The sequence below is a fragment of the Marinobacter salinisoli genome, from assembly GCF_017301335.1.
GTDB classification, from domain to species: domain Bacteria; phylum Pseudomonadota; class Gammaproteobacteria; order Pseudomonadales; family Oleiphilaceae; genus Marinobacter; species Marinobacter salinisoli.
Genome location: NZ_CP071247.1, coordinates 3,117,291 through 3,141,944 on the forward strand (window position 1 = coordinate 3,117,291; position 24,654 = coordinate 3,141,944).

Annotated in this window: 20 protein-coding genes; 8 read left to right on the plus strand and 12 right to left on the minus strand. The window is 55.7% G+C overall.

Features of this window, described 5'->3' with window-relative positions; genetic code table 11:
• The first annotated feature begins 127 nt into the window (after window positions 1-127).
• The gene (locus LPB19_RS14230; protein WP_206643545.1) at window positions 128-871 is read left to right on the plus strand and encodes a class I SAM-dependent DNA methyltransferase; all 744 of its coding nucleotides are present in this window, start codon (window positions 128-130) and stop codon (window positions 869-871) included.
• A 54-nt stretch (window positions 872-925) separates the two neighbouring features.
• Here LPB19_RS14230 and LPB19_RS14235 read toward each other — a convergent pair whose 3' ends face one another.
• Window positions 926-1,768, minus strand: coding sequence for an alpha/beta fold hydrolase (locus LPB19_RS14235; RefSeq protein WP_206643546.1), 843 nt, complete (start codon window positions 1,766-1,768; stop codon window positions 926-928).
• A 463-nt stretch (window positions 1,769-2,231) separates the two neighbouring features.
• On the opposite strand from LPB19_RS14235, the gene LPB19_RS14240 reads away from it, so the two are divergent.
• A complete protein-coding gene (locus LPB19_RS14240; RefSeq protein WP_206643547.1) occupies window positions 2,232-2,486 on the plus strand; it encodes a DUF4377 domain-containing protein in 255 nt (84 codons plus the stop codon).
• Window positions 2,487-2,576: 90 nt separating this feature from the next.
• On the opposite strand, the gene LPB19_RS14245 is transcribed toward LPB19_RS14240, so the two are convergent.
• The 5 genes from LPB19_RS14245 to LPB19_RS14265 form a co-directional block, all read right to left on the minus strand.
• A complete protein-coding gene (locus tag LPB19_RS14245) occupies window positions 2,577-3,071 on the minus strand; it encodes a hypothetical protein (RefSeq protein WP_206643548.1) in 495 nt (164 codons plus the stop codon).
• Window positions 3,068-4,204 carry a Dot/Icm T4SS effector Zinc-dependent metalloprotease LegP gene (gene legP, locus LPB19_RS14250; protein WP_206643549.1) on the minus strand — a complete coding sequence of 379 codons (1,137 nt, stop codon included), beginning with the start codon at window positions 4,202-4,204 and terminating at the stop codon, window positions 3,068-3,070. The genes LPB19_RS14245 and legP overlap by 4 nt, the downstream gene beginning before the upstream one ends.
• A 472-nt stretch (window positions 4,205-4,676) precedes the next feature.
• Entirely contained in the window at window positions 4,677-5,300 is a 624-nt protein-coding gene (locus tag LPB19_RS14255; protein WP_228289126.1) for a condensin complex protein MksE, read from the minus strand.
• Window positions 5,293-6,735, minus strand: a complete 1,443-nt coding sequence (locus LPB19_RS14260; RefSeq protein WP_206643550.1) for a hypothetical protein — start codon at window positions 6,733-6,735, stop codon at window positions 5,293-5,295. Before LPB19_RS14260 ends, LPB19_RS14255 begins: the two co-directional genes overlap by 8 nt.
• Window positions 6,728-9,670: a hypothetical protein gene (locus tag LPB19_RS14265; RefSeq protein ID WP_206643551.1), complete on the minus strand. Its 2,943-nt coding sequence runs from the start codon at window positions 9,668-9,670 to the stop codon at window positions 6,728-6,730. The genes LPB19_RS14260 and LPB19_RS14265 overlap by 8 nt, the downstream gene beginning before the upstream one ends.
• A 349-nt stretch (window positions 9,671-10,019) precedes the next feature.
• Here LPB19_RS14265 and LPB19_RS14270 point away from each other — a divergent pair, with 349 nt between their 5' ends.
• Window positions 10,020-10,547 (plus strand): CIA30 family protein, encoded by a 528-nt coding sequence (locus LPB19_RS14270; protein WP_206643552.1) that lies wholly within the window; start codon window positions 10,020-10,022, stop codon window positions 10,545-10,547.
• Between the two features lie 3 nt (window positions 10,548-10,550).
• On the opposite strand, the gene LPB19_RS14275 is transcribed toward LPB19_RS14270, so the two are convergent.
• Window positions 10,551-11,873 carry an NADH:flavin oxidoreductase/NADH oxidase family protein gene (locus LPB19_RS14275; RefSeq protein ID WP_206643553.1) on the minus strand — a complete coding sequence of 441 codons (1,323 nt, stop codon included), beginning with the start codon at window positions 11,871-11,873 and terminating at the stop codon, window positions 10,551-10,553.
• Between the two features lie 97 nt (window positions 11,874-11,970).
• Window positions 11,971-15,819, minus strand: a complete 3,849-nt coding sequence (locus tag LPB19_RS14280) for a DUF3427 domain-containing protein (RefSeq protein WP_206643554.1) — start codon at window positions 15,817-15,819, stop codon at window positions 11,971-11,973.
• Window positions 15,820-16,204: 385 nt separating this feature from the next.
• Here LPB19_RS14280 and dusA point away from each other — a divergent pair, with 385 nt between their 5' ends.
• From dusA to LPB19_RS14305, 5 genes are all read left to right on the plus strand, one after another.
• Window positions 16,205-17,167, plus strand: a complete 963-nt coding sequence (gene dusA / locus LPB19_RS14285; protein ID WP_266097050.1) for a tRNA dihydrouridine(20/20a) synthase DusA — start codon at window positions 16,205-16,207, stop codon at window positions 17,165-17,167.
• 115 nt (window positions 17,168-17,282) lie between these two features.
• On the plus strand, window positions 17,283-18,245 hold the full coding sequence (tal, locus tag LPB19_RS14290) for a transaldolase (RefSeq protein WP_206643556.1): 963 nt from the start codon (window positions 17,283-17,285) through the stop codon (window positions 18,243-18,245).
• Between the two features lie 31 nt (window positions 18,246-18,276).
• Window positions 18,277-18,729, plus strand: coding sequence for a tellurite resistance TerB family protein (locus LPB19_RS14295; RefSeq protein ID WP_206643557.1), 453 nt, complete (start codon window positions 18,277-18,279; stop codon window positions 18,727-18,729).
• Between the two features lie 10 nt (window positions 18,730-18,739).
• Window positions 18,740-19,867: a 3-deoxy-7-phosphoheptulonate synthase gene (locus LPB19_RS14300; RefSeq protein WP_206643558.1), complete on the plus strand. Its 1,128-nt coding sequence runs from the start codon at window positions 18,740-18,742 to the stop codon at window positions 19,865-19,867.
• Window positions 19,864-20,658: a glycerophosphodiester phosphodiesterase gene (locus LPB19_RS14305; RefSeq protein ID WP_206643559.1), complete on the plus strand. Its 795-nt coding sequence runs from the start codon at window positions 19,864-19,866 to the stop codon at window positions 20,656-20,658. The genes LPB19_RS14300 and LPB19_RS14305 overlap by 4 nt, the downstream gene beginning before the upstream one ends.
• Window positions 20,659-20,664: 6 nt before the next feature.
• Here the strand turns inward: LPB19_RS14305 and sthA are convergent, their stop codons facing one another.
• From sthA to nqrF, 4 genes are read right to left on the minus strand one after another with little or no spacing between them, the layout of a single operon-like run.
• Window positions 20,665-22,056, minus strand: coding sequence for a Si-specific NAD(P)(+) transhydrogenase (gene sthA, locus LPB19_RS14310; RefSeq protein ID WP_206643560.1), 1,392 nt, complete (start codon window positions 22,054-22,056; stop codon window positions 20,665-20,667).
• Window positions 22,057-22,108: 52 nt separating this feature from the next.
• The gene (gene nqrM, locus LPB19_RS14315; protein ID WP_206643561.1) at window positions 22,109-22,357 is read right to left on the minus strand and encodes a (Na+)-NQR maturation NqrM; all 249 of its coding nucleotides are present in this window, start codon (window positions 22,355-22,357) and stop codon (window positions 22,109-22,111) included.
• 11 nt (window positions 22,358-22,368) lie between these two features.
• Window positions 22,369-23,418 (minus strand): FAD:protein FMN transferase, encoded by a 1,050-nt coding sequence (locus LPB19_RS14320; RefSeq protein WP_206643562.1) that lies wholly within the window; start codon window positions 23,416-23,418, stop codon window positions 22,369-22,371.
• Window positions 23,419-23,427: 9 nt separating this feature from the next.
• Window positions 23,428-24,654, minus strand: coding sequence for an NADH:ubiquinone reductase (Na(+)-transporting) subunit F (gene nqrF, locus LPB19_RS14325; RefSeq protein ID WP_206643563.1), 1,227 nt, complete (start codon window positions 24,652-24,654; stop codon window positions 23,428-23,430).

The window sequence follows — 24,654 nt, forward strand, 5'->3', positions numbered from 1 at the left end:
GATCCGCCGTGGCCAGCGAAAGCGGCGGTGTCAGATAGGAATTCTGCGTATCCCGGCTTCCCGCAACGAACGGGCTGCTATACGATACGCGCCCTCACAATTTGCCCGCTTGTCGCGTAAGGTACCTATGTCTCCGAATGCCCTGTACACCGACTTGTCGGGCTACTACGACCTGATGTGCGCGGATATCGATTACCAGGCGCAAAGCACCAGCGTGAGCAGGCTGCATAAGCTGTTCGGAAATGATGGAAAGCGCCATCTGGATCTTGCCTGCGGCACCGGCCCTCATCTGCGCCGCTTTATCGATTTTGGCTACAGCTGCCATGGCCTGGACATTAACCAGCCAATGCTGGACCGGGCCCTGCAGCGTTGCCCAGAAGCACAGTTCGCGCAACTCGATATGTGTAACTTTCGCTTCGAGCAATCGTTCGACCTGATTACCTGTTTCCTCTACTCGATTCATTACAGCAATGGACTCGACGCACTGCGATCCTGTATTCAAAGTGCCCACAGCGCCCTGAGCGCCAACGGCGTGTTCTGCTTTAACGCGGTGGACAAAACCAAGATCGATAACACCCGCTTTGTCGGCCATAGCACAACGCATGAGGACAATACCTTTGTCTTCCGCTCCGGGTGGCATTACGAAGGGTCGGGTGACCGGCAATCGCTGAAACTCAGCATTCAGAAATTGACCGACGATACAAGCCAGCTGTGGCACGACGAACACGCCATGGTCGCGCTGAGCTTCGCAGACTTCAGCCGTCTGCTCGCTCCCTACTTTGACGTGCACATCTTCGAGCACGACTACGAGCGCATCCTGCCCTGGGACGGGACTTCCGGGAATGCGCTCTTCGTGTGCGTGAAAACCTGAACAACCGATGTCTGAATCGCCGACGGTCTTGAAGATCGCCGGCCATCCGTTAACTCAGTCCAGAAAGTTGGTGATGATGGCGGTCGCCCTGAGGGGCTGGGTTTCGGGAAAGAAATGGCCGGCCAGAGGGACAACCTGCAGGCTGGCATCCGGAATGGCGTTCACCACATCGAGGGTGTGAGCAAAACTAACGATTTCATCCTCGCCGACAACCACCAGTGTGGCCGAGTTGATGCCACCCAGTGGTTCCAGGCAATTGTCCGGATTCATGCTGACCAAATAGCACGGCGTGGTCCAGAGCTTGTACATGCCGTCCCGGAACTTCGTCCAGCGAGGTTTGGGGTTTTTCGCCTCGTATGCAGCCCGGTAGGTGAGATCAATGAAATCCTTGAACAGATTTTCGCTGTTCAGCAGCGACTGAAACCCAGGGTTGTAGACGTTGCCACCGAAAGCTGCGCCGAACAGCATCAACTGATCGACCCGATGGGGCTGAGTTGCGGCAATGTCTGCAGCTATAACCGCACCATCACTCCAGCCGACGAAATGCGCATTGTCGATGCGCAGCTTATCCATCAACGCCAACACATCTCTGGCCATAAGCTGATAGGTAATGCGACCCCCTTCGGCCTCGTCGTCCTTGTAAATATCCGTTGATCGCCCGTGGCCCCGGCTATCAATTTTGATGACCCGGTAATGGAAACGGAGCAGAGCCGTGTGGGGGTCCCACATATCGGAATCGCCAAAACCACCATGCAGCATGATCAGCGGTTTCCCCCAACCCACGTCTTCATAATATAAATGAATGCCATTCACTGACGCTGTTCGCGCCTGGCTAATCGTGCTTGCCAGCAGCGCTGCCACCAAAAACAGAAGTTTTACCGTCGACTTGTAGTTCATATTGGCGCCTCCCTAACGTTGCCATTTTTATCCGTTATTTATTTCGGTCTTAAATAATCACCCGATCTAAAGTGCTCTGAAATCTGCAATGACATCCACCGACCGGTGGCAACGAACTCTGCTTATTTTCAGTCTCTCAATGCCCACGCAATCTTTTTAAATTCCAGATTCTAATAAAGAGCAAAAAATCCATCGGGAAGAAGCGCTAATATCCGAATTCAGCACCCCATACTAAAAAAACACAATAGATGAGAAATGCAAGTTTCATCATAAGAAAGGGACTGATGCGGTTATTAAAGAGACACACCAATTAAGACGGGATAATTTGCTGGCGGAACAGCCTACACGGGGCGTGATCTTTCACTATCTTATGAGAAGAGGGTCCCATACTGGAGTTCCCACTCCAGACTTTCTAATACCTGACCTCGCCTATTTTAGTCCCTGACGGAGATAATCAAGCGTCATGAAAACCGAAAAATGGCTGATCGCCCCCCATCGCATTACCTCGGAGGGCGAAGGTTTGATGGATTTCTTGCTCGTCAAACGGTTTCCGGGCGCGGATTGGGAAAGAATGCCCGATGAAATCCGGGGCTACCAACACGAAGAGGGCGTTGAAGCTGAAATTGAGGTTGAGGTTTCACGCCTGCCTGACCCTCCTGCGGACGGGTCGAGTCTGCAATTCACCTGCACCCGGGTCGTCAGGAGAGGATCCAGCTGACGACCCGGTCGCCTTTCCTTTGCCGTTCCCCTCCCGTCAGTACGCCATTCTTGATCCATCACCCAGGCGTTTCAGTAGCAAGTCCCAATTCTATTTTGATTCAGCATCGTCCTCCGAGCCGTCGGTCAGAGACTCGTCTTCGGCCAGCGTGGGTGCACCACCTCCGTCTTCGGCGCTAGCCAGGTCATCTTCACTGAGCTGCTCCGAATCCTTCGGCGTTTCGAAATCGGAAACTTCGTCATCGGCGATCAGGCCTGGCGCTGCTCCGCCGTCCTCTGCGTCAGCAGCGCCAGTTTCCGATGCCCCGCTGGAAGCCCCGTTTGAATCAACGTCCTCTTCCAGACTCAGGTCAACATCGTCTGCAATCATTGCCGGAGCACCCCCGCCATCCTGGGCAGCCACCGGCGCAACGGACTCAAGCCCACTGGTATTTTCTCGTTCTCCGGTTTCTCCTTCTGCACCATATACCGCCGTCTCAAAGAGCCCTTCAACGGCGTTTACCAGTTCAGCCGATGGCCCTCCGGCGTCGTGGGCATCAGAAGCATCCTCCGACAATTCCATTTCTGCGCTTTCGTTGATACTCATCTTAACCACCCCAGCACGTGATAACGGGCTTCAATGCCAACCGGATAATTCACCAGATTACGGACCTGGATGAAATATTTATTGAGTGCACCGTAATTCCCCACGGAATCACTTTGGCGAGTGACGCGAACCTTCCACTCAATCTGGGCGCCCGCATCACGGGGCGGGCTGGTAGGGACCACCGTCCAGTCAACATGCCAATGGGCAGGCCAGCTATGTGAGAACCAGGAACGGGTCTGACCACCGGGCACCGTTCCCCGGAACTGGACACCTAACCAGGTCCGGCTCGGTTCAAGGTTGGGATACATCGCCCGCACTGCAGCAACGTCGCCGGCGCTGAGCCCGTTACGCTGACCAATAGTCACTCCCTGCCGAAGCGGCTCGATGGTCGGCTGGCCGTTGCGCGAGAATGCTGTCCGTCCGTAATGCATAATCGAGCCGTAATCGTACCCGCCGTAATCATCGCCATCCGTAATATGCTGATTAAAGTTGTGCTCGCGGCCGGGGATAATGTTCTGAAAGTTGATCCTGATAAAGCGATTGCGATCTTCCCGGCTCTGCTCGTGCCAAAGACCAACCGCGTGACCGATCTCATGTATCGTCGCACCGAGACCACAGCCCCCCGCCAGACCAATATCCTGGCGCCCGCCGCGCATACCAACCATTGACCAGCAACCGGATGCCGGCATAAAGCGAATGTAGTTCGGGTAGCGCGATGCATGCGACGACGTCCGCCGGACGAACCTGATCTTGGTTCGCTGTTGCCAGTGCGCGATCGCTTGCGTGACCCGCGCCTGGTTCGGTAGGTTCGTGTGAATTTCGTAGGGAACAATGCCGCCTGGCCAACGATAGCGCCTGCCGGTAATCCCAACCCCGTGTTGTATGGACTCATCGCCCTCCGCCGCGGCGTCTGCCTGATTTCGGACTTCTGCGGTCATGGCCGCCATTTCGTCTTCTGTTCCAAGCACGATGCAGCCCTCAAACACCGCCAGGCGCATTGGCGCTCCGGTGTCAGGGTCCTTCTCTTCCACTATGGAATAGTTAATCGGTTTTGCTTCAAACGTCTGGCCGGAAATAAAGCCACTCCGAACGTCATCAGAGTCTAATAACAGAGGGTCGTTTTGGTTATTCATGATCAAGCCCCTTATTCTTATTTAAGTAAGGTAAAATGGCTCGACCGGCTCATTGAGTTCAGGCCAGTGAGCCTGACTACTTCACGTGCCTTAAAATAGACAAGAGAGGCTTTTCAACAAGAGAGTATTTATGCGGCACATCTTAAATATGTGTCGACAAAAAAATATTTGCACTAAATTTCAGAATCTTAAAAAACACCAAATTAATTAATAGAATGACAGACAAGATTTTAATACAACATTGAATAAACGACCCCAAAACATATACACAAAGAATACACACAATATTAAAAACGGAAACTCCGTTCACTTATAAAGTGTAAAATATAAGGGATGGATTACTTTTCACCGTTAACAAAATCGAACTCACCAAGACCTCGTTGTAAGCTTGTCGCAACACCGGGATCGTGATGAAAAAAGCCCCACATCAGCAAAGCGCTGAAAACTCACTCAGTGCGAACGCACTTGGGGATCACTGCTCATATTCCCGCACCAGTTCCTGCAAAAAATACAGACCGGCGGAACTCAGGAACCAGCGGTTGGTACCGGATCGGAACAACAGATTGCGTTTATCCAGGTAGTCCAGAGCTTCTGGCATACCCTTCTCAAAGCGCGCGGCTCTGAGGATATCCTGATATTCCTCATCACTCGCCATGGCATTGAAGTCCTGCTCGCTCAGCCCGGCATCCGGGCGCCCCAGATAGTCCAGGTCTCGCCCGCTGCGAGCGAAATAGCGGCCAATCAGCAGCAGTACCACCTGCACCCGGAAGGCGTTCTCGTCATGCTCTTCGCTTTCGTCGTCGCTGCTTTCCTTCAGGAAGAAAAAGTTACCGGCTTCGTTGAACACCAACTCGCTGCCCAGATGCTCGTAGAAAGTCCGGAAGTGAGACAGGTGGTTGAACAGCAGGTTGTAGAGCGGATTGGCCTGCAGCTCGGAACGGTTCTTGTCCCAGATCTCCCGCACGATCACCCGGCCGGCCTGAAATTCGCGGTAGATGGCGGCACTATGAGCCGGCAGGATCTGGTCAAAGTGGCTATCCGGGGCGGTGCGTTCACCGGCTTCGTTGGTTTCCGTCACGTCAGAAAAATCAGGCATGGCGTTTCTCTTGGTCTATATCCGGATGAACAGAATCCCGGGTATCGGATTCCAGGCGGCGTTTACGGTACACAAACTGTTCACCGCCCTCAGGTTGGTCCAGCGTTCGGAAGCGGTTGCTGGTGATCACACGCATCCCCTCCGGTGGCGAATTAACCAGTCGATTCAGGGCCGCAAGCAGATCCGGGAAACGATAGCCCGGGATAAAACCATCCAGTCGGCCGTGCAGTTCCCGGACCAGGTCTTGAGTGGGCCGAAGGCCCAGGGTATCCAGCCATTGGTAGAGCTGATTGATTCGTTTGACATCAATGCGGGCATGGCGGCCACTGCCCTCCACTTCCTGCAGAACCGGCGCTTCGGCCTTGCGGCGGAGGTCGCTCAGCCGCAATTCCAGCTCGCTGAACATCAGCTGGTAATAGCTGGAGGAGTTGCCAAAGGCATAGTGCTTTGGCCGCTGCTGCGCCCGCAAGCCGACCAGGAATCCAGTACTTCGGGCAAACTCCCCACCTTCCAGCCACTTGCGGCGTAAGCTGAGGGTTTCGGTTTCCCCCTTGAGTTCCCGCAGCTTGCCATAGAAATGCTCCATGGCGTTGTACTGGGCCATACCCCGGCGCGTCTTGCGCAGAAAGTGTTCCACTTCCTGGGCCACCGCCTGAATGGGTTTATACAGGGCATTCAAACTGATGGCGGATCGGAACAACTGATCGGCCAACGAATGGTCATCGTGACTCTCCAGCAGCCGCACCATGGCATTCAGGGTTTCGAACAGGTTACTGCCGTCCGGCAGCCGGGTGTCCGGGTTCAGGAACACCAGGGTCGGTTTGATGTGGCGCTCATAGAGGGTGACGATCTGCTCGAACAGATTGTGTCGCAACTCGAGGTATTTCTCCGGTTCCCGGCTGGCATCGCCGGACAGATCCGCCAGCTGGGTGCTGATCGTTTGCATGCGCAACACGTTCTGGCGCAACAGGCCGATGAGCTGGCTGACCCTTTCGTTCAGGTCATCACGAAGTTCGGTGTAATCCAGATCGGCATCGCTGAACGTGCTGGTCTCCAGCCGATTCCGAACATCCCGCAGAGTCACCAGATGCCCCCGCAGCCGAGCATCGGTCAGCTCCTGGTAGAGCGACGCGTTACAAGCCCGCATCAGGTTAATCAGCGCATCCTGGAATACCAGCCGGCGCTCGCCTTCGGCCTTGATGATGTCGATGATCAGGCCACTACGAAACAGGTTCTCGGTGTTCATGGCCAGCCGCACCCGCTCCCGATCGGCCTTGCCGAGGTTGCGGGTGTAGTCCATCACCTCGGCCACCAGATCGCTTTCGAGGATGTATCGGGCCTCATTGCGGTCCATGCGCTCGATCAGCCGGAACAGGATCTTCGGGTGATCGAACAGCAGGCGCGTGGTGTCCAGCGTGCTGAAGCGCTTACTCATCCACCGGCTCCAGCAGGCTGTTCTGGGTCTGATCCGCCCAGTGGCTCAGGGGTTCGCCGCTGGTAAAGCCTTCCGCCCCGCCCCAGAACACCAGGGTACGTTGCGGGCTGTAGGGGCGACCGGTGCGCATCTGCCCAACCTCAAGGTGGCGACCGATCAGGTAGATCACTTCCGCGCTGGCGCTGTGGGTAGCGGCGGAAAACAAATTAAAGCCTTGCTTGCCCAACCGCTCCAGCAGCGACGGCATCTGGCTGATATCCACACTGGCCAGCTCGTCCAGCACCATCGGAAACGACAGCGCCACCCCCGGGTACAGCACACGCTTGAGCAGTCGATAAACCAGCTCCAGGTTAATCAGTGCAGTCGTAGACGTAGACTGACCTTTCTTGTCCAGGCTGGTGGCATTGGCCTTGCGGGTGCGGTAGGAAATGCCGGTGATCACCTTGTCCATGGTCAGGCGCTTGCTGCCGCCCTGCTCACCAAAGAAATCCGCCACGAACACCCGCAGGCGATCGTAGAAGGCATCGGATTGGAGCTGGTTTCCGTAGGGATCGATGTTGTTGGCTTCTTCCACCAGATTGCGGAATTTCGGGTCGGTGTGAATATCCACCCGAATCTCAACCAGATCGTTGATCTGAACGCCGTCCAGCTCCCGATTCAGCTGCGCCTCGAAACGGGCGATGTGTTCGTGGTTGGATTTCAGTGCCTGACGGTAACTGGCCACGGTTTCGTTGTGGATGGCGATCTGCTCTTCCAGCACGCGCCAGCGTTCGGTCATACCGGCAAACAAATCCTCCAGGCTCTTGAAGGTTTCCCGAAGCGTCGAAGGCGCCGGGCTGTCTTTCTGCAGCTCACCCTCGCCATCCTCATGAATGCCCAGATACACGAACTGGCGCAGGTGATCGAGAATGTTGCGACGATGCTCTTCCAGGTCATCCAGCTGCTTTTGCACGTCGTCAAAGGCGGCAACCGAGACCTTTTCGATCGGAAGGGAGTGTTGCGATTCCACCGTTTTAAGAAACGGGAACCGGTGCTCCACCGTGCCAACGCTGCGGCTCAGGTTGGCCAGTTCACGCTCCCGTTCTTCGATGCGGTCTTTTTCAGCCTTCGCCCTGGCCACCTTTTGCTGCACGGCATCCTGAGTATCGTGCTCCAGCCGGGCCTTCTCCTCCAGCTTGACCAGTTGCTCTTCGGCGGCCAGCTTTTCTTCAGTCGCGTCGCGTAAGGTGGTCGCGGCAGCGGGGTAACGGCTCAGGGTGTCCAGATCTTTTTCGATGGCGCGGATTTCCTTCTCCGTGCGCTCGATCAGCACCGGGCGGTCGTGCTCCTTGTGGGCGGTATCCGCCAGCTCGGAGCGCTCCTTTTCCAGACCATTCAGTTCGCCCTCTATGTGCTGGTACTGCTCGGCAAAATTGGTCTGCCGGGCCGGCTGGCCGGGGTATTCCGCATCGAACCAGTCGAACCCCTTATCGGTAGCGTTGAACAGACGGGCAAAGGCTTCAATGGTGGCCTTGCTGTCGGCGTCCAGATCCTCACCGGGGCTGGCCAGCATCAGCCGTTGGTCCACCGCCCGCAATGGTGCCGCCGTGGCTTCGTCCAGCTGGTTCTGCAGCTGCCATTGTTGCTTGCTTTCGCGCTCCTTCAGGGTGTCTCGCTTACGCTCTAAATCCTGTTTCTTGCGCTCGATCTGCGCCAGCCGGATTTCGGCCTGGGCGGCGCTTTTCAACGCGGCGAGATGCCCTCGCTTGCTCTCCAACTCTTCCTTCTGGATGTCCTCGATTTCCTGCAGGGTCATCTCGCCGTATTGATACACCAGCAGCTCGCCGTCTTTCTGGTAACGCTCTGCCTGCTTGAGGCGACGATCGGCCGATCGGATCTCACCTTGCAGCGCACCGGCCTCCGCTTCCAGTTGTTTTAACCCCTGCAACACGCGCCGGAGTATTTCACTTTGCTCGTTCCAGACCTCCACGGCGGCTTTACGTCGTTCGCCAATATCGTGCAACGCATTCGACAAACCCTCCCGGAAACCCGCGAAATCCTGCTGGCTGCCCAGCAACGACTGATAAGCGTCATAGGCCCGGCTGAGCTTATCGAACCGGGCCCGCTCTTTTTCAATCCGGTTGAGCTGGTTTTGCTGCTGCTTGAGTTGCTCGTGCCGGTTGAGGAAATCATCGACGTTGAAATCAAAGGCATCATCGACGAACTTCTTGTCCGCCTCGATGATGCTGGCCACCGCATTGGCCATGGCCTGATCGTCCGCCTTCATTTCGAACAGCAGCAGGATCAACGTGCGCAGGGACTGCACCCGGCGTTCGTCCGACTCACCCAGCGGCAGCACCGAATAGCGCACCGCATCGGCATGCATCAGATCACTGCTGTAGAGCATGGCTTTGAGCTTGGCCGGATCGTTTACCAGCCGGGTATCTTTCGAGAGTTTCTTCAGTGCTTCAGAAAGCCGGCTGAAGGACAGTTCCGGCACCGCCTGGCCAATACCGTCTTCCGTGTCGCCATTCCAGAACAAGGGGCGGATCTGATCGTAGCTCACCGGCACAAAGGCCCGGCCGTAGCTGAGCTGGCTGGCGTTGTCCCGGTACAGGATCTGGCAATGAGTGCCCGCCGGGTTTTCCGCCTCCATAATCAGGAAACTGAACTGACTGGGGAAATAGTGCTGGTAGCTTTCTTCGTTGGTGTAGAAACTGCCCGCGCTGGCATTGCGGAAGGCGAATTTCTTGCGACTGTTCTTGAAGTTGTTTTCCGGCAACAGGAACAGGCGTAAGGAGTTCAGCAAGCTGGATTTGCCCAGGTTGCCCGGCCCCAGGATCAAACCATGGTTGTCGACGGGAACTTCGACGTAACAAAAGCCGGCGGAATCCACCAGCACCAGGCGCCGTATGCCAAATGAAAAGGTACTCAGGCTCGCCTGTTGGTCAGTCATCCAGAATCATCTCCTGTTCCATAAACTTGCCGGTGGCCCGAAATGCCAAGGCCAGCGACGCAAAGCCCAAATCTTCCGCCAAGGAGAGTGCCTTTGTAAACCGCTGGGTGGTGTCTGGGGTTCTGCGAAACCGTTCGGGGAGCTTTTTTTAGAATGCTTCGTAGTTGAGTGGCTGGCCACGGAGGATTTTGTCGAGGTAGTCGTTCAACAGCTCACCCCAATTACTCTGAACAGTGTTTATGAACTTAGGCCTGGCGATTAGTGTAACGCCATCAGGCACCTACTGTATCGGCGCCTTTTCATCCAGAATGTTAGCCTGAGTCTCTGCAAAGTGGGTAAAGGTAAGTCAATGAAAGACACGCTCAATACCAGCAAAGGCAACACTACCCTGGTTACGTTCAATAGCCAGGGCAAAGCACTGGAATGGAACTCCCTCGGTGATCAGGTCATGGGCGGACAATCCGACGGCAAGCTGACCAGTTCCGCGGAAGGGGTCGGGCTCTTTCATGGCACAGTCCGGCTCGATAACGGCGGCGGCTTTGCCTCCGTCAAAGCCGACCTGCCGGAAGCATTCGATGCTTCCCGTTACACAGGTATCGAGTTTCTTGCTCTCGGCGACGGCAAAACCTACAAGGTCGGCCTTCGGAACGGCACGGACCGGCACAGCATTGTATACCAGCACGCGTTCACCCCAGATATGGAAGACTGGAGCCGCATCCGGCTCCCCTTCAGTGAATTCATACCGACCTGGCGCGGCAAGACAGTGACCGATGCAGAACCGCTGAATCTTGCGCACCTGGCTTCAGTGAGCCTTTTCGTTTCGGGCCGACAGGTTGGCGCGTTCCAACTGAGGATGCAGGATTGGGTTCTATTCTGATCTTTATATACGGCGGGCCTTCTTCACCCGCCGGGCCCGGCTCATTTCATCCTTCACGTATGCTCCGAAGGCCTTGAGGATACCCAGGTTCGGATCAGCCTCTTTGTCATCCGCCAGCCGGAAAATTTGCTGGTAGTACCAAGCCTGGCCTCCAAGCACGTTTATTATTTTAAGTGGCATCAGCGGACTGGCCGGCGAGAAAAATCCCCGCTCGGCAAGCTTGACGTGATCTTCATGGCAAACCGCCTTTTCGATTCGCCCATCAAGAAGATCCCTGGGTGTATCCGGATCCGTGCAGAGCGGCCGGCCCAGGCCAATCACGTCGGTTTCGCCGCTGGCAATCGCCTCCTCCATAAACCTGCGCGTCCGGAATCCACCGGTGACCATCAGTGGGCAATCGCACACCTCACGAATTGTCTGGGCATAACCCAGGAAGTAAGCCTCCCGCTTGCGAGTGCTTTCCCGCATGGCCGGCCCTTCGCTCGCCGTGTCGGCATCACCGCTGTACCCAAGCAGACGCGGCTGTTCGTAGGTGCCACCGGAAACCTCCAGCAGATCAATGCCCTCCTCATTGAGCCAGCGCACCACGTTCACACACTCATCGAGCGTAAAGCCGCCCTTGCGGAAATCATCGGAATTCAGCTTTACCGCCACCGGAAACTCCGGCCCCACAGCGGCGCGCGTCGCCCGCACCACCTCAAGCAGGAAACGGGCGCGATTCTCCAGCGACCCACCCCACCGATCGGTGCGCTGGTTGGTGACCGGCGACAGAAAAGACGACAACAAATAGCCATGAGCCCCATGCACCTGAACGCCGGTGAAGCCCGCCTCTTTGGCGATCCGGGCCACATTGGCAAAGCGCTGGATAAAGTTGAGGATCTCCGGTTCCGTGAGTGCCCGTGGGCGGGCATAGTTGCCCATCAGCGATAGCTGCACCGCCGAAGGCCCCATCGGGCGGGAGGTAACGTAACGCGGCGACTGCCGACCGGCATGGGAAATTTGCATCCACAAATGGTTGCCATTGCGGGTGCCCGCATCGGCCCAGGCTCGCAGCTGCGCCATACCCACCGGCTCGCCTTCAGCCGGCGCAGGATCAATCGCCACATTACCCGGCCGCTCCAACACCCGGTGATCAATCATCACGTTGCCGGTAATCAACAGCCCCGCTCCGCCATCGGACCACCTCCGATACAGGGTTTCATGGCGTTGGGTGGCGTGGAGCTGATCGTCTGCCAGCCCCTCGGTCATGGCAGCCTTGGCAAGGCGGTTTGGCAGGACTGCTCCGCAGGGGAGCCTTAGTGATTGGGAGAGGGGCGATTGGGGCATGACATCATCCTGATGAGCTGGGTTCGTTGATTTTCACATTATTATCGAGCCGAGAGTTTTACTGCATTCAAACAGCATGGCGCTTAAGCATAAAGCCTTAATCCGTCGAATTAAGTCTGAAAATCACGCTCATTGGACCGCTCCCTTCATGGCTCTCATATTCGACAGGCCCAAAATAAGTGAAGGGTGCCGCTTTACCATTACGCAGCTTATTGTCGCGGACAAATAGATGCACTGAGAGTCCTAGCTTTTGGTGTTCGATCAGTTCCCGACCGCGCTTGCTTTGAGGCATTGTTGAGTTCTGGCTCTGCCAATGAAATGTTTGATCATCAATCCAATGATCGACATAGCGGTGCTGGACGCCTTTGCCCTGCTTGTTTAACGTCACCAACAAAACATGGGCATTGGCATCTTTCAGGAAGACGTGTCCGCTTTGCCAATTGCCGGGATTAAAAGTCGCTCCGAATAATTCCGGAATCTTCTCTCTCGGGATTTCCTGTCCAAGAGCCATTTCCAGCGGTTCAACAACACCTTCTAGGCGGGCGAACGTTCGAAACTGCTCACTCAACTCAGGAGTGACCACAATATCCTCGTAACTTGGGTTAGCCGCCTTGAGCACGTACTCGCCACTCGGTGTTTTCTGAACTGTTCTCAGCAGATATTGAGTGTCGCCAGCTTCATCAAGCCGTTCGATAGCCAGTGTTTTGTTAGTGATTGAGCCCGCTTTGTTTGAATCTATTTGCTCCAGCAACAAATAGTCTCCATCGCGAATCGGATTTTTGCCTCCGTTCATAGAGTTCCCGGAAGCCCTTGCGATGAAATGTCGATTTGGATTAATTCGTCCATGACCGAAACCGATCGACCTGTATTCGGGTTCGTCTGCAGAGCTGTTTCTAAAATGGCCACACGCAATCTTTAGCGTGGGAAAATAAGGTAGCTCAGCTCCAGAGGGGGTAACAGGAATGACATTTTGCACTGTGGAGGGAACGTCCTTGGTCGACTGGCGTGCTTCATAGGATGAGAGGCGATACTCAATCAGCTCTCGCACCATTTCTTCGAAAACGCTGATTTGATTGGTGTCCAGTGTAAACGTTGGCTTAAATTCGTCATTACGGACCTCGAAAACGGCTGGAGTTTTGTTGGTCCAGTGATCGACGGGATTCTTCTTCCAGTACTGTTGCCATTGAGTTGATGAGCCATCAGCATCTTTTACCCCTTTGGCAAGCTCAGCGAAGAGCTTCGGCCTGCGTTTCAGAATTTGCCAAGATACTTGCGCCAAATCCCCTAACTCGGGCGGCTTCCGCCAGCCATCCATTTCTTGAAACGCTTCCAGTAATATCATCTTGAAGGATTTGCTCATTGAAGTGGTCTCAACTTCGAGCAGAAAGCCTTCATGCCGGGTCATCAGTTCTCGCTCAGCTTCGGTCAAATCCTCCATGTCGCGTACTAAGCCGAACCAACTACCGTGTTGTTTGCGCGTTTTTACAACACTCGCACCAAAGTGATAGTACTCCGTCAGCGTCGGGCGTCGCCCAAGCGTGTCCTTTAGCGCCTGGTAGTCTTTCTCAGCCCCTTTCTGATCAAGACCTTTCAGGAAGCCGATCACTTCCAGGTCATAATTGATATAGCAGCCGTCTGGCAAATCCAGCTGGCCCTTTTCAGCTTTGCGAGCAAACTCTGCTAGCTGCCGGTGGTTCATCGCTTGGCCAATCAACGCCTGGGGTTTATGAAGGAAGCTTTGGTGGTTACCAACAAAGTCCAAAATCACCAGTTTATCTTTTCCGGTTTCCGGGCTTTTCCGAAGGCCGCGGCCAATCTGCTGCAGAAACAGGACCTTGGATTCCGTTGGACGCAGAAGCAAAACCGTGTCGATGGCCGGCAAATCAACGCCTTCATTAAAAAGGTCCACCGAGAAGATCACCTCAAGCTGGCCACTACCCAACAGCTCCAGGGCCTCGCCGCGAGACATCTCTGACTCACCATGAACGGCCGCTGCCTTAACGCCCTGTTTCTCGAACTGGCCCGCCATGAAATCGGCATGGGCCCTGGAGACACAGAATGCCAGGGTCCGGCTTTGCTTGTGCTGTTGCCAAACTTTCAGCGCGTGACGAGCCCGCCCCAGCGTCGCAAGCTTATTGGCCAACAGGTTGGGATCGAACTTTCCGTTACGCCAGGGGATCTCGGTGTAATTTACGGTATCGTCGTAAATACCGTAGTAATGGAAAGGTACGAGGAATTCACCCTTTACGCCGTCAAACAGCGGATATTCAAAGACCAAGTTGTCGTCACACAACGAGAGAATATCGGAGCGGTCTGTCCTGTCCGGCGTTGCTGTTAACCCCAGCAAAAACTGGGGAGCGAAGTGACTGAGGAGCCGATGATAAATAGGCGCGGAAGCGTGATGAAATTCATCGACCACGATGTAATCGAAATGACGTGGGTCGAATCGTTCCAGATGTATTTCCTTACCGATTGTCTGGACCGAAGCACAGAGGATATCGACCGTTCGGTCTCGCTGCTTGCCCATGTAGAAACCAACGCGGCTATCCGGCTTGATCCGCAAATAGGTCTCAGCAGCTTGGTAAAGAATTTCTTCCCGGTGGGCAACAAAGAGAATTCTGCGAGCGCCCGTCTGTACCGCATCAAAGGCAGACAGCCAGGTTTTCCCGAGGCCAGTTGCTAACACCACCAAACCTCTACGATACCCCTCCTGACGGGTTAGGTTCAGAGCTTGCAGAGCCTCGCTTTGAACAGCATTCGGAACGGGTACTTCTTGTTTTTCATCGCTGCCCGGTTCTACTCGTTGGACCGGCGGATTTCTCCGTTTCTCGTAATCATCAATCCACGAATCAGACAGCGGCACCACATTTGGGTGCTGCAAGAGCTCCTCAAACCGGCTGATAGCCTCCAGATAACCTGACTCTGAGGGATAATCCACTTGATAGTTCCACTCCAAACCATCTTGGAGCGCTTGCCTACTGATGTTACTGGACCCTATGAACGCCCTGCCCCACATTTGCTGGTTCTCAGCGTGACCAGCGAATAGGTAGGCTTTCAAATGGAAGCTATTTCCCCGGCTCTGAAAAATGCGAACCTGAGCTCCATGGTCTTGCAGCAGAATAAGCTTTCTGAGGGCCTCCGTGTCCGTGATATCCAGATAGTCGCTGGTGAGAATCCGGATACGTGCCGCATCTGGCTCTCTTTGCAGCGCACCCACTAGATCGGGGAACAAAAGGTTCAAGCCAGTAGTTTTCACAAAGGCTACTGCCATATCAATTTGATCAGCAGCTTTTATAGCCTGACAGAGCTTGGGCAGAAAATTGTGTTCTTTCCCACCAATCGTCAACTTACTGTGTGAAGACGGTGCTTTGGTTAGAAGAACGTTCAACCACCGTTCTTGTCTATCTGGGCGTTGATCATCAGTGCGCCACATCTGACAAGTTTCCATTCCTGTTAGGTCCTGGATCCACTGCTCGGCAGTAGTTTCGTCAGCATCAGTGAAGTGCCTGCCGTTGTTGTTACGCTCTCCCTTGCCAATCTTGAAACTCATGTAGAAAACGCCGTCCGGCTTCAGCGCTTGCCACAACTGTTCAATGGCTGCCGGCACTTCGGCATGAGATAAGTGGAGGAGGCTGGCACAGGCCCAAATCCCATCGTATGTATTGGTTTCTTTGATGTCCGAAAAGTGGCGATGCTGAACCGACAAGCTGGTCTTTTCTCGAGCCAGAGAGACAACGGCCTCCGATCCATCGAAAGCAGAAACTCGATATCCCTTATTGCTGAAATGCAACGCGTCCCGTCCAGAGCCACATCCCGCATCTAGAATGTGCCCACCCTCTGGAACTTGCGCCAAGAAGTCCTGATAAAGCTCTTCCATGCTGACGTGAAACGTTGATTCCACAAACGCTTCGGCGTTGTTGTTGTAATAGGCCAGCGTTTCCTTCATTCGGCGATTCCCTTACGACCAATAAGCATGCGATTTAATCCAGTTAGGCTACCAGGCGGTGAAGTTGCCGCCAACAGACTTAAGGACCAGCTCAGTGCATTACGTTGGTATGCAGAGCGGTTCTTGTCGGCAATCCGGCCCTACTCCTATGCAAACGATGTTTACTTGCAAAACGAGAGGCTCGGCAAACCCCTATCGTAGGTACTGATAGCCTCGCCTCAGATGTCGCACTTTCCTGATAGAATACATCGCTACCATAGTGATACCGCTGTAGAAAAATGGGCATTTAATGAGCAAAATCGACCTCCTCAACACTCCTGAGAATTCAGCCGGAAGCCCCGCCGTTACTGGGCTGGGGCCTTCTCGCCGCTTTTGCGTCGCCCCGATGATGGATTGGACCACCTCCCATTATCGCTACCTGGCCCGTTTGCTCAGCCGCAATACCCTGCTCTACACCGAGATGGTCACTACCGGCGCGTTGATTCATGGCGACACCGAGCGGTTTTTGCGCCATGAGGAGGCCGAGTACCCGCTTGCGCTGCAGCTTGGCGGCAGTGATGCGAAGGAGCTGGCGCACTGTGCGGCGCTGGCCGAGAAGTTCGGGTTTGATGAGGTCAACCTGAACGTGGGCTGCCCCAGTGACCGGGTGCAGAACAACATGATCGGCGCCTGCCTGATGGGGCATCCGCAGAAGGTGGCCGAAGGCGTTCAGGCGATGATTGAGGCGACCAATCTGCCGGTTACGGTGAAGCACCGGATCGGCATCGATGGCCGTGAATCCTGGGACGATCTGTGTGAGTTCATTGAAACGGTGGCCGAAGCTGGCTGTAAAACCTTTATCGTGCACGCCCGCATTGCGATATTGGATGGCCTGAGCCCCAAGGAAAACCGGGAAATCCCACCGTTGAAATATGACTGGGTATACCGCCTGAAGCAAAAGTACCCGCATCTGGAAATCATCATCAACGGTGGCATCAAGACGTTTGACGAGTGCCATGAACACCTGCGCCACACCGACGGCGTGATGCTGGGCCGGGAGGCGTACCACAATCCCTGGTTGCTGGCCGGCGTGGATCCGGAGTTCTTTGGCGAAAGCTCGCCTGTGCAGACTCGCCATGACGCCCTGCGGGCCATGTTTCCGTTCATCGAATCCGAGCTGGCCCGGGGCGTTTACCTTGGGCATATGACCCGCCACCTGCTGGGCCTGTTCCATGGCCAGCCCGGCGGCCGGCAATTCCGTCGCCACATCAGCGAGAACGCTCACAAACCGGGCGCTGGACTGGAGGTGGTTCAAGCCGCCCTGGAAAAGGTCCGCGAGCCGGAACCGACCATGATTGCGGAAGCTTAATCGCGCCCTGATTACGGCTGTCTTGTTCCTGTCAGACGGGACCGTTATTGTAAGCGTTGAAACCACGTTCTGGAGACGAATGTGACAATAACGATCAACCGGGATGACACAGCAAATGAACAAGCTCGAGCAGTTAAAAACCATGACCACGGTGGTTGCCGATACTGGTGATCTGGACGCCATTGCGCAATGGCGACCGGAAGACGCTACCACCAACCCTTCGCTGCTGCTCAAGGCAGCGGCGTCAGACGCCTACCGCCCCATGCTGGACAAGGCCGTGGCCGAGGCCCAGCGCCACGGAGGGTCGGATGCCGAGCAGCTCACCATGGCTACCGACACCCTGGCTGTTCTGGCTGGCAAAGAAATCCTTGGCCTGATTCCAGGCGTTGTATCCACCGAAGTAGACGCCCGCCTTTCCTTCGACACCAGCGCCACGCTCGAGCGCGCACGTCGGATGGTAGACCTGTACGATCGCCATGGTGTGGATACCGGCCGTGTCCTTATCAAGATTGCCTCCACGTGGGAAGGCATACGAGCGGCAGAACAGCTGGAGAAAGAAGGTATTCGCTGTAACCTGACCCTGTTGTTCTCGTTCATTCAAGCTGCGGCCTGCGCCCAGGCCGGCGCATTTCTGATATCGCCCTTTGTGGGCCGGATTCTGGACTGGCATCTGGCCAACAGCGACCGTCAGCAGTTCGCGCCAGCGGAGGATCCCGGCGTGCTCTCTGTCTCCCGCATCTATAATTATTACAAGACCCACGGCTACGACACGGTGGTTATGGGTGCCAGCTTCCGAAACACCGGTGAAATCGAAATGCTGGCAGGTTGTGATCGCCTGACCATCAGCCCCGCCCTGCTTCAGGAATTGCAGGACGATCAGGGTTCACTCACGCGCCAACTGACCGGCGATGGTGCCAGCTCGCATGAACGTCTGCAGGCCATAGACGAATCCCTGTTCCGCTGGGAATCCAACGAAGATGCCATGGCGACGGAGAAACTGGCCGATGGCATCCGGCGGTTTGCCGCAGATCAGATTGAACTTGAAAATCGGGTAAGACGCTTGGCAAAAGCGGCCTGAAACCCGGCTCAGCGCAACGGTTTGGGATGACATGATTGAACAGCTGAAGAAACTCTTTGCCGCACCAGAACCACAGGCTCAGAAGCCCGATGCCCATCAATTAGCGATCGCATCGACAGCCCTGATGCTGCAGCTGTCGCGTATCGACCGGGACCAGGACGATCGCGAGCTGCAGACCATCATTGAGTGCGCTGTAGCTGAGCATCAGGTGTCGCGGGACGAAGCAGAGGCTATCCTTGAAGATGCCCTCAGTCATGCCGATGACGCCACGTCTCTTTACGAGTTCACCGGCCAGATCAACGAGCACTTTGATCAGGAAGCCAAGCAGGCACTGTTGGTGAACATCTGGCAGGTGGCCTTTGCCGATGGGCGCATTGATAAATACGAAGAGCATCTGATCCGACGCATGGCCGAATTACTGCACCTGAACCACCGGGAATACATGCAGGCCCGGCATTCGGCAGAAGCCAAAAGACAGCAGTAAAGGAGACCGCATGTTAGCGATCCTTCATCCCGATACCAGGCTGGACAGCGACAGCTATCGCCAGACCATGAACCACCTGGAAAACCTGCCAGGGGTGTCTGTGCGGGTTCACGAAGTCCAGGGGACCAGCCAGCGGCTGACCGAAATCTACCTGCTTGGCGACACCAAATCCCTGAGCAAGGACGAGATTGAAGCCCTGCCGGCGGTGGAGCGGGTAATCCGGATTTCAGACGATTACCGGATCCTCGGCCGTCACAAGGACGATCGACGGCAAAGTGGCTTCACCTATAACGGCGTGGAATTCAGCCAGTCCAACCTGAATATCTTTGCTGGCCTGTGCGCCGTGGACATTCCCGAGCATGTGGAAATCATGATGCGGGCGCTGGAACAGCATGGCCAGCTCTGCACCCGCATGGGCGCCTACAAGCCGCGCACCAACCCTTACTCTTTCCAGGGCCACGGCAAGGGCTGCCTGCCCTGGGTGTTCGAAAAGGCCGGCAAGCATGGCATCAAGGTGATTGCCATGGAGATCACCCACGAGAGCCACATCGAAGAAATCGATTCCTGCCTCGAGGCCCTTGGCCGGCCAACGGGAGTGATGCTTCAGGTCGGCACCCGTAACACGCAGAATTTTGAACTGCTGAAAGCCATTGGCCGCCAAAGCACTTACCCCGTGCTGCTGAAACGGGGCTTCGGTATTACCCTGAACGAATCCCTGAATGCGGCGGAATACCTGGCAAGCGAAGGCAACGCCAACGTCATTTTCTGCCTGCGGGGAATGAAAACGGAAGCCGGCCAGCCCCATCGCAACATGGTGGATTTTGCGCACGTGCCCGCAGTGAAACGCCTGACCCGCATGCCCGTCTGTGTCGACCCGTCGCACTCGGTGGGCAGCCGTGACAAATCCCCGGATGGTATTCTGGATGTGATGCACGCGACCGCTCAGGGTGTTATCGCAGGCGCCAACATGGTGCTGGTGGATTTCCATCCGAAACCGGAAAAAGCGCTCGTGGACGGGCCACAGGCTCTGCTGATGGACGAGTTACCGGCTTACCTGGAAGACATCAAGCTTTGCCACGACACCTGGAAGAAGCGCCAGGCCATTTACCAACGCCTTGAAGGTAATCCAACGGAATGATTGTATACGGCCACAGGGGTGCTAAAGGAGAGGCCCCCGAAAACACCCTGCCAGGTTTTGTACACGCCTACCGGCATGGTATCCGCCACTTTGAACTGGACCTTGTGTTGTCCAAAGACGGTAAACCCGTGCTTTTGCACGATCTGACTGTCGATCGCACCACCAGCCACAGAGGCAGCGTCTCCAGCTTTACGGCTCACGAGCTGGCCGGCATGGACGCTCGCAACAACACCAGTTCCTGGCCTGCGCCCGTCGGTGTTCCCAGCCTGGAAGATCTGCTGAACCAGTTCGATGATCTGGAGCACCTCCAGCTTGAGGTGAAGGCCGACAAGCGTCATCGCCTGAATGTGCTGTGCAACCGGTTAACCGAAGTCATTCAGCGCCGGGACCTGTATCAGAAGGTCGCCATCACCTCGTCCGACACCTGGTTTCTCAAAGAGGTGCGCCGCCGCAACAAGAACATCCGTATCGGGCTTGTGGCCGAGCGCAAATTTCCGAAGCCCCTGAGCATGGCGCTCAAACTGGGCTGCGATTATCTGTGCCTGAACTGGAAACTGTGCTCGAAAACCCTGGTGGAGAATGCCAATCGCCGGGGATTGCATGTGTCGGTATGGACCGTCAACCGCATTCACGACATGCTGGTGATGGAGGAAATGGGCGTCGATAGCATCATTACGGACTACCCGACCAGTACCCGCATGTTCTTCGACAACCGGGCAAAGTCCCAGTTGGCCCTGCCCAATGCAACGAATGAAATGATAGCGGCCAGCGAGGCGCTGACCGCCCGCTGAACCGGATCAGAAGATCCGGTTCAGCCCGTTCAACGCAGCTACCCGGTAGGCTTCCGCCATGGTCGGGTAATTGAACGTGGTATTGATGAAATAGTTCAGGGAGTTGGCTTCGCCTTCCTGGTTCATGATCGCCTGTCCAATGTGAACGATCTCGGCCGCCTGGTCCCCGAAGCAATGGATGCCCAGAATTTCCCGGGTTTCACGGTGGAACAGAATTTTCAACATCCCGACCGCTTCACCGGTAATCTGCGCGCGCGCCAGATCCTTGAAGAAGGCCTGCCCCACTTCGTAAGGCACCTTGGCTTCTGTCAGTTCACGCTCGGTGCGACCCACCGAACTGATCTCCGGAATGGTGTAGATACCGGTGGGCACGTCTGACACGTAACGGAAATATTCATCCTCGACGATATCGGAAGACGCAGAACGCCCCTGATCGTAGGCGGCACTGGCAAGGCTTGGCCAGCCGATGACGTCACCTGCGGCGTAGATGTTCTCCACTTCCGTGCGGTAATGCTCATCCACCGACAACTGGCCACGACCGTTCGGCACCAGACCAACGTTCTCGAGGCTCAACTTGTCTGTATTGCCCGACCGGCCGTTACACCACAGGAACGCATCGGCCCGGATCTTTTTGCCAGACTGCAGGGACAGCACAACCCCGTGGTCATCCCCTTCCACCGACTCATACTGCTCGTTATGGCGCACCAACACCCCGTTGTTGCGCAGGTGATAACTCAGCGCATCGGAGATCTCGTCATCCAGGAACGACAGCAGACGGCTGCCCGGGTTGATCAGGTCTACTTTCACACCCAGGCCGGCGAAGATCGACGCGTACTCGGAACCGATAACGCCCGCGCCGTAGATGATCAGGGTACGCGGTGTATGCGACAGGTTCAGAATGGTGTCGGAGTTGTAAATCCGGTGGTGACGGAAATCCACATCCGGTGGCAGATACGGGCGGGAACCCGTAGCAATGACGCACTGCTTGAAGTGCAGGGATTCAACGGACTTGTTACCCCGAATTTCAAGACGGTTTTTGTCAATGAAGGAAGCACGGCCATTGATCAGGTCTACCCGGTTTCGGGCATAGAACTGGGTCCGCAGCTTGACTTGCTTGCCAATCACCTTCTGGGCATTCTGCAACACCCGCGGGAACGAGAACCACCGGGGATCGCCAATATCCCGGAACATCTGGTTGGTGTTGAAGGTGATGATCTGCTTCACCGAGTGACGCAGAGCCTTGGACGGAATCGTCCCCATGTGGGTGCAGTTGCCACCAACCATGGGCTTGTCTTCGATGATGGCGACTCGCTTGCCGTGTTTGGTCGCATTCATCGCCGCCCCTTCACCGGAAGGTCCGGCGCCGATAACGACGACGTCGTAATGATGCTCTGCCATGCCTGCAGTAACTCCTTATCTACGCCGTAAGATGTTTATTTTGTGTTTGTTGTTATCTGTTGTCTGACTTGCTCGCATCGTAAGTCAGGGTATCCGCAGTTGTGCTCTCAGTTGCGGCCCGCTTGTTCTCTTCTTCACACTTCTGGGTGTTACCACCACAGATATCGCACGATTGGCTGATACCCAGGGCACCGATACCACCGCAGGTACCCTTGATGGGTTTGCGTCCAAAGATCACGCCAATCGACATGGCCGCTACCAGCAGCACCACGATAAACAGGACGAGTAAAAAGGTACCCATAATACCCTCGCTTATTGAGTCACAAAGGACGAGAAAGCTGGCGTCTGATGCGTTTCGAAGCCGTCTTTCGCCCTTACGATGAAGTAAGCGGGAATATTTTCCCGCACCGCGAGCGCCCTGGCTCGCTCAAACCCCATCACATTAAAACCAGTGGCGAGCGCATCCGCCGTCATGCAGTCTTCGGCAATCACCGTCACCGAAGCCAGATTGTGCGAGATAGGCTGCCCCGTTGAAGGATCTATTGTATGGGAGTAGCGCCGGCCTTCCGATTCGTAATAGTTACGATAATCGCCCGAGGTCGCCATGGCCTTGCCATCCAATGCTATGACCCGGTTGACCTGGCGCGCACCAGACGTGGGCTCTTCGATGGCCAGTCGCCAGGCATCGCCACCGGGCTTGCGTCCCTTCACGCGGACTTCCCCTCCGATTTCCACGAGATAGGCGCCAACCCCTTCACTGTCTAGGTATCTGGCAACCGCGTCAACCCCGTACCCCTTGGCAATGGCCGACAAATCAATGTACTGGCGCACCTGGGCTCTCAACCCCGGTGTCAGGGCCCTGAGCTCAAGATGCTCATATCCGGTTTCGGACAGTGCCTTGGCCAGTCTTTCATCGCTGGGAACCGTCTCAGGCCGGGCCTCCGGCCCGAAGCCCCAGAGGTTAACCACCGGGCCCACCGTGACATCGAACGCCCCGCCGGTCAGTTCCGAAATCTCTTTCGAGCGCTTGAGCACTTCAAACAAAGGTTCCGACAGTGAAATCCATTGCGACTGGTCCTCGGTGCGATTGAGAACCGACAGTTCCGAGTCCGCACGCCAGGTGGACATGGACGCATCAACCGCTTCCAGCTCGCCTTCAATGCCCTCTGCAAGCTGCTGCAATCGCGACTCGTCCTCAGGCAACACCACACTGATGTGATAGGTGGTGCCGAAAACCGGCCCGGATATTTCCCAGATATTTTCTTCCGGCTCAAATGAACAACCCGCCAGAGCGGTCACGACCAGCGCCACGATAGCGCTGGCCATGAACACCCTGACGGGTCTCAACATGCGGGATGTCATCAGGGCTGATTAACCTCCGAAATCATCCAGCATGATGTTTTCATCCTCGACACCAAGATCCTTCAGCATCTTGATAACCGAGGCGTTCATAATGGGAGGCCCACACATGTAGAACTCACAGTCCTCAGGCGCCGGGTGATCCTTCAGATAGTTGTCGTACAGAACGTTATGAATGAACCCGGTGTAGCCTTCCCAGTTATCGGATGGCAGCGCATCCGACAGCGCCACGTGCCACTCGAAGTTGTCGTTCTCTGCAGCCAGACCATCGAAGTCTTCCACATAGAACATCTCTCGGACACTCCGTGCACCATACCAGAAGGAAATCTTGCGGTTGGAGTTCAGGCGCTTGAGCTGATCGAAGATGTGCGAGCGCATCGGAGCCATACCGGCACCACCACCCACGAACACCATCTCCGCTTCGGTTTCCTTGGCGAAGAACTCACCAAACGGCCCCATCACAGTGACCTTATCGCCCGGCTTCAGGTTGAACACGTAGCTGGACATGATGCCCGGCGGGTGATCGGTGCCAGGAGGCGGTGTCGCGATCCGGATGTTGAACTTAAGAACACCCCTCTCTTCCGGGTAGTTCGCCATGGAATAGGCCCGGATGGTCTCTTCCTTGTTGATCGCCTTGTAGCGCCAGATGTCGTGCTTGTCCCAGTCTTCGTGGAACTCTTCCTCGATGTCGAAATCCTTGAAGTTGATTTCGTACGGAGGACACTCCAGCTGCACGTAACCGCCGGCGCGGAAGTCCACTTCCTCGCCTTCCGGTAGTTTCAGAACCAGCTCTTTGATGAAGGTAGCGACGTTGTGGTTGGAGATAACCTCACACTCCCACTTCTTAACGCCGAAGAACTCTTCAGGAACCTCAATTTTCATGTCCTGCTTCACCGGCACCTGGCAAGAAAGACGCCAGCCTTCCTTCTCTTCGCGGTTGGTGAAGTGAGTCTTCTCGGTGGGCAGCATCGCACCACCACCGTCCAGAACCTTACATTTACACTGGGCACAGGTACCGCCGCCGCCGCACGCGGAGGACAGGAAGATGCCGCTGTTCGCCAATGTGCCGAGCAGCTTGCCACCGGCTTCGGTAGTCAGGGTGTGCTCAGGATCGTCATTGATTTCGATAGTCACATCACCGGTGCTTACCAGTTTGGAGCGGGCCGCGAGAATGATCGCGACCAGCGCCAGAACGATAACGGTGAACATGACCACGCCGAGAATAATTTCTGTATTCAT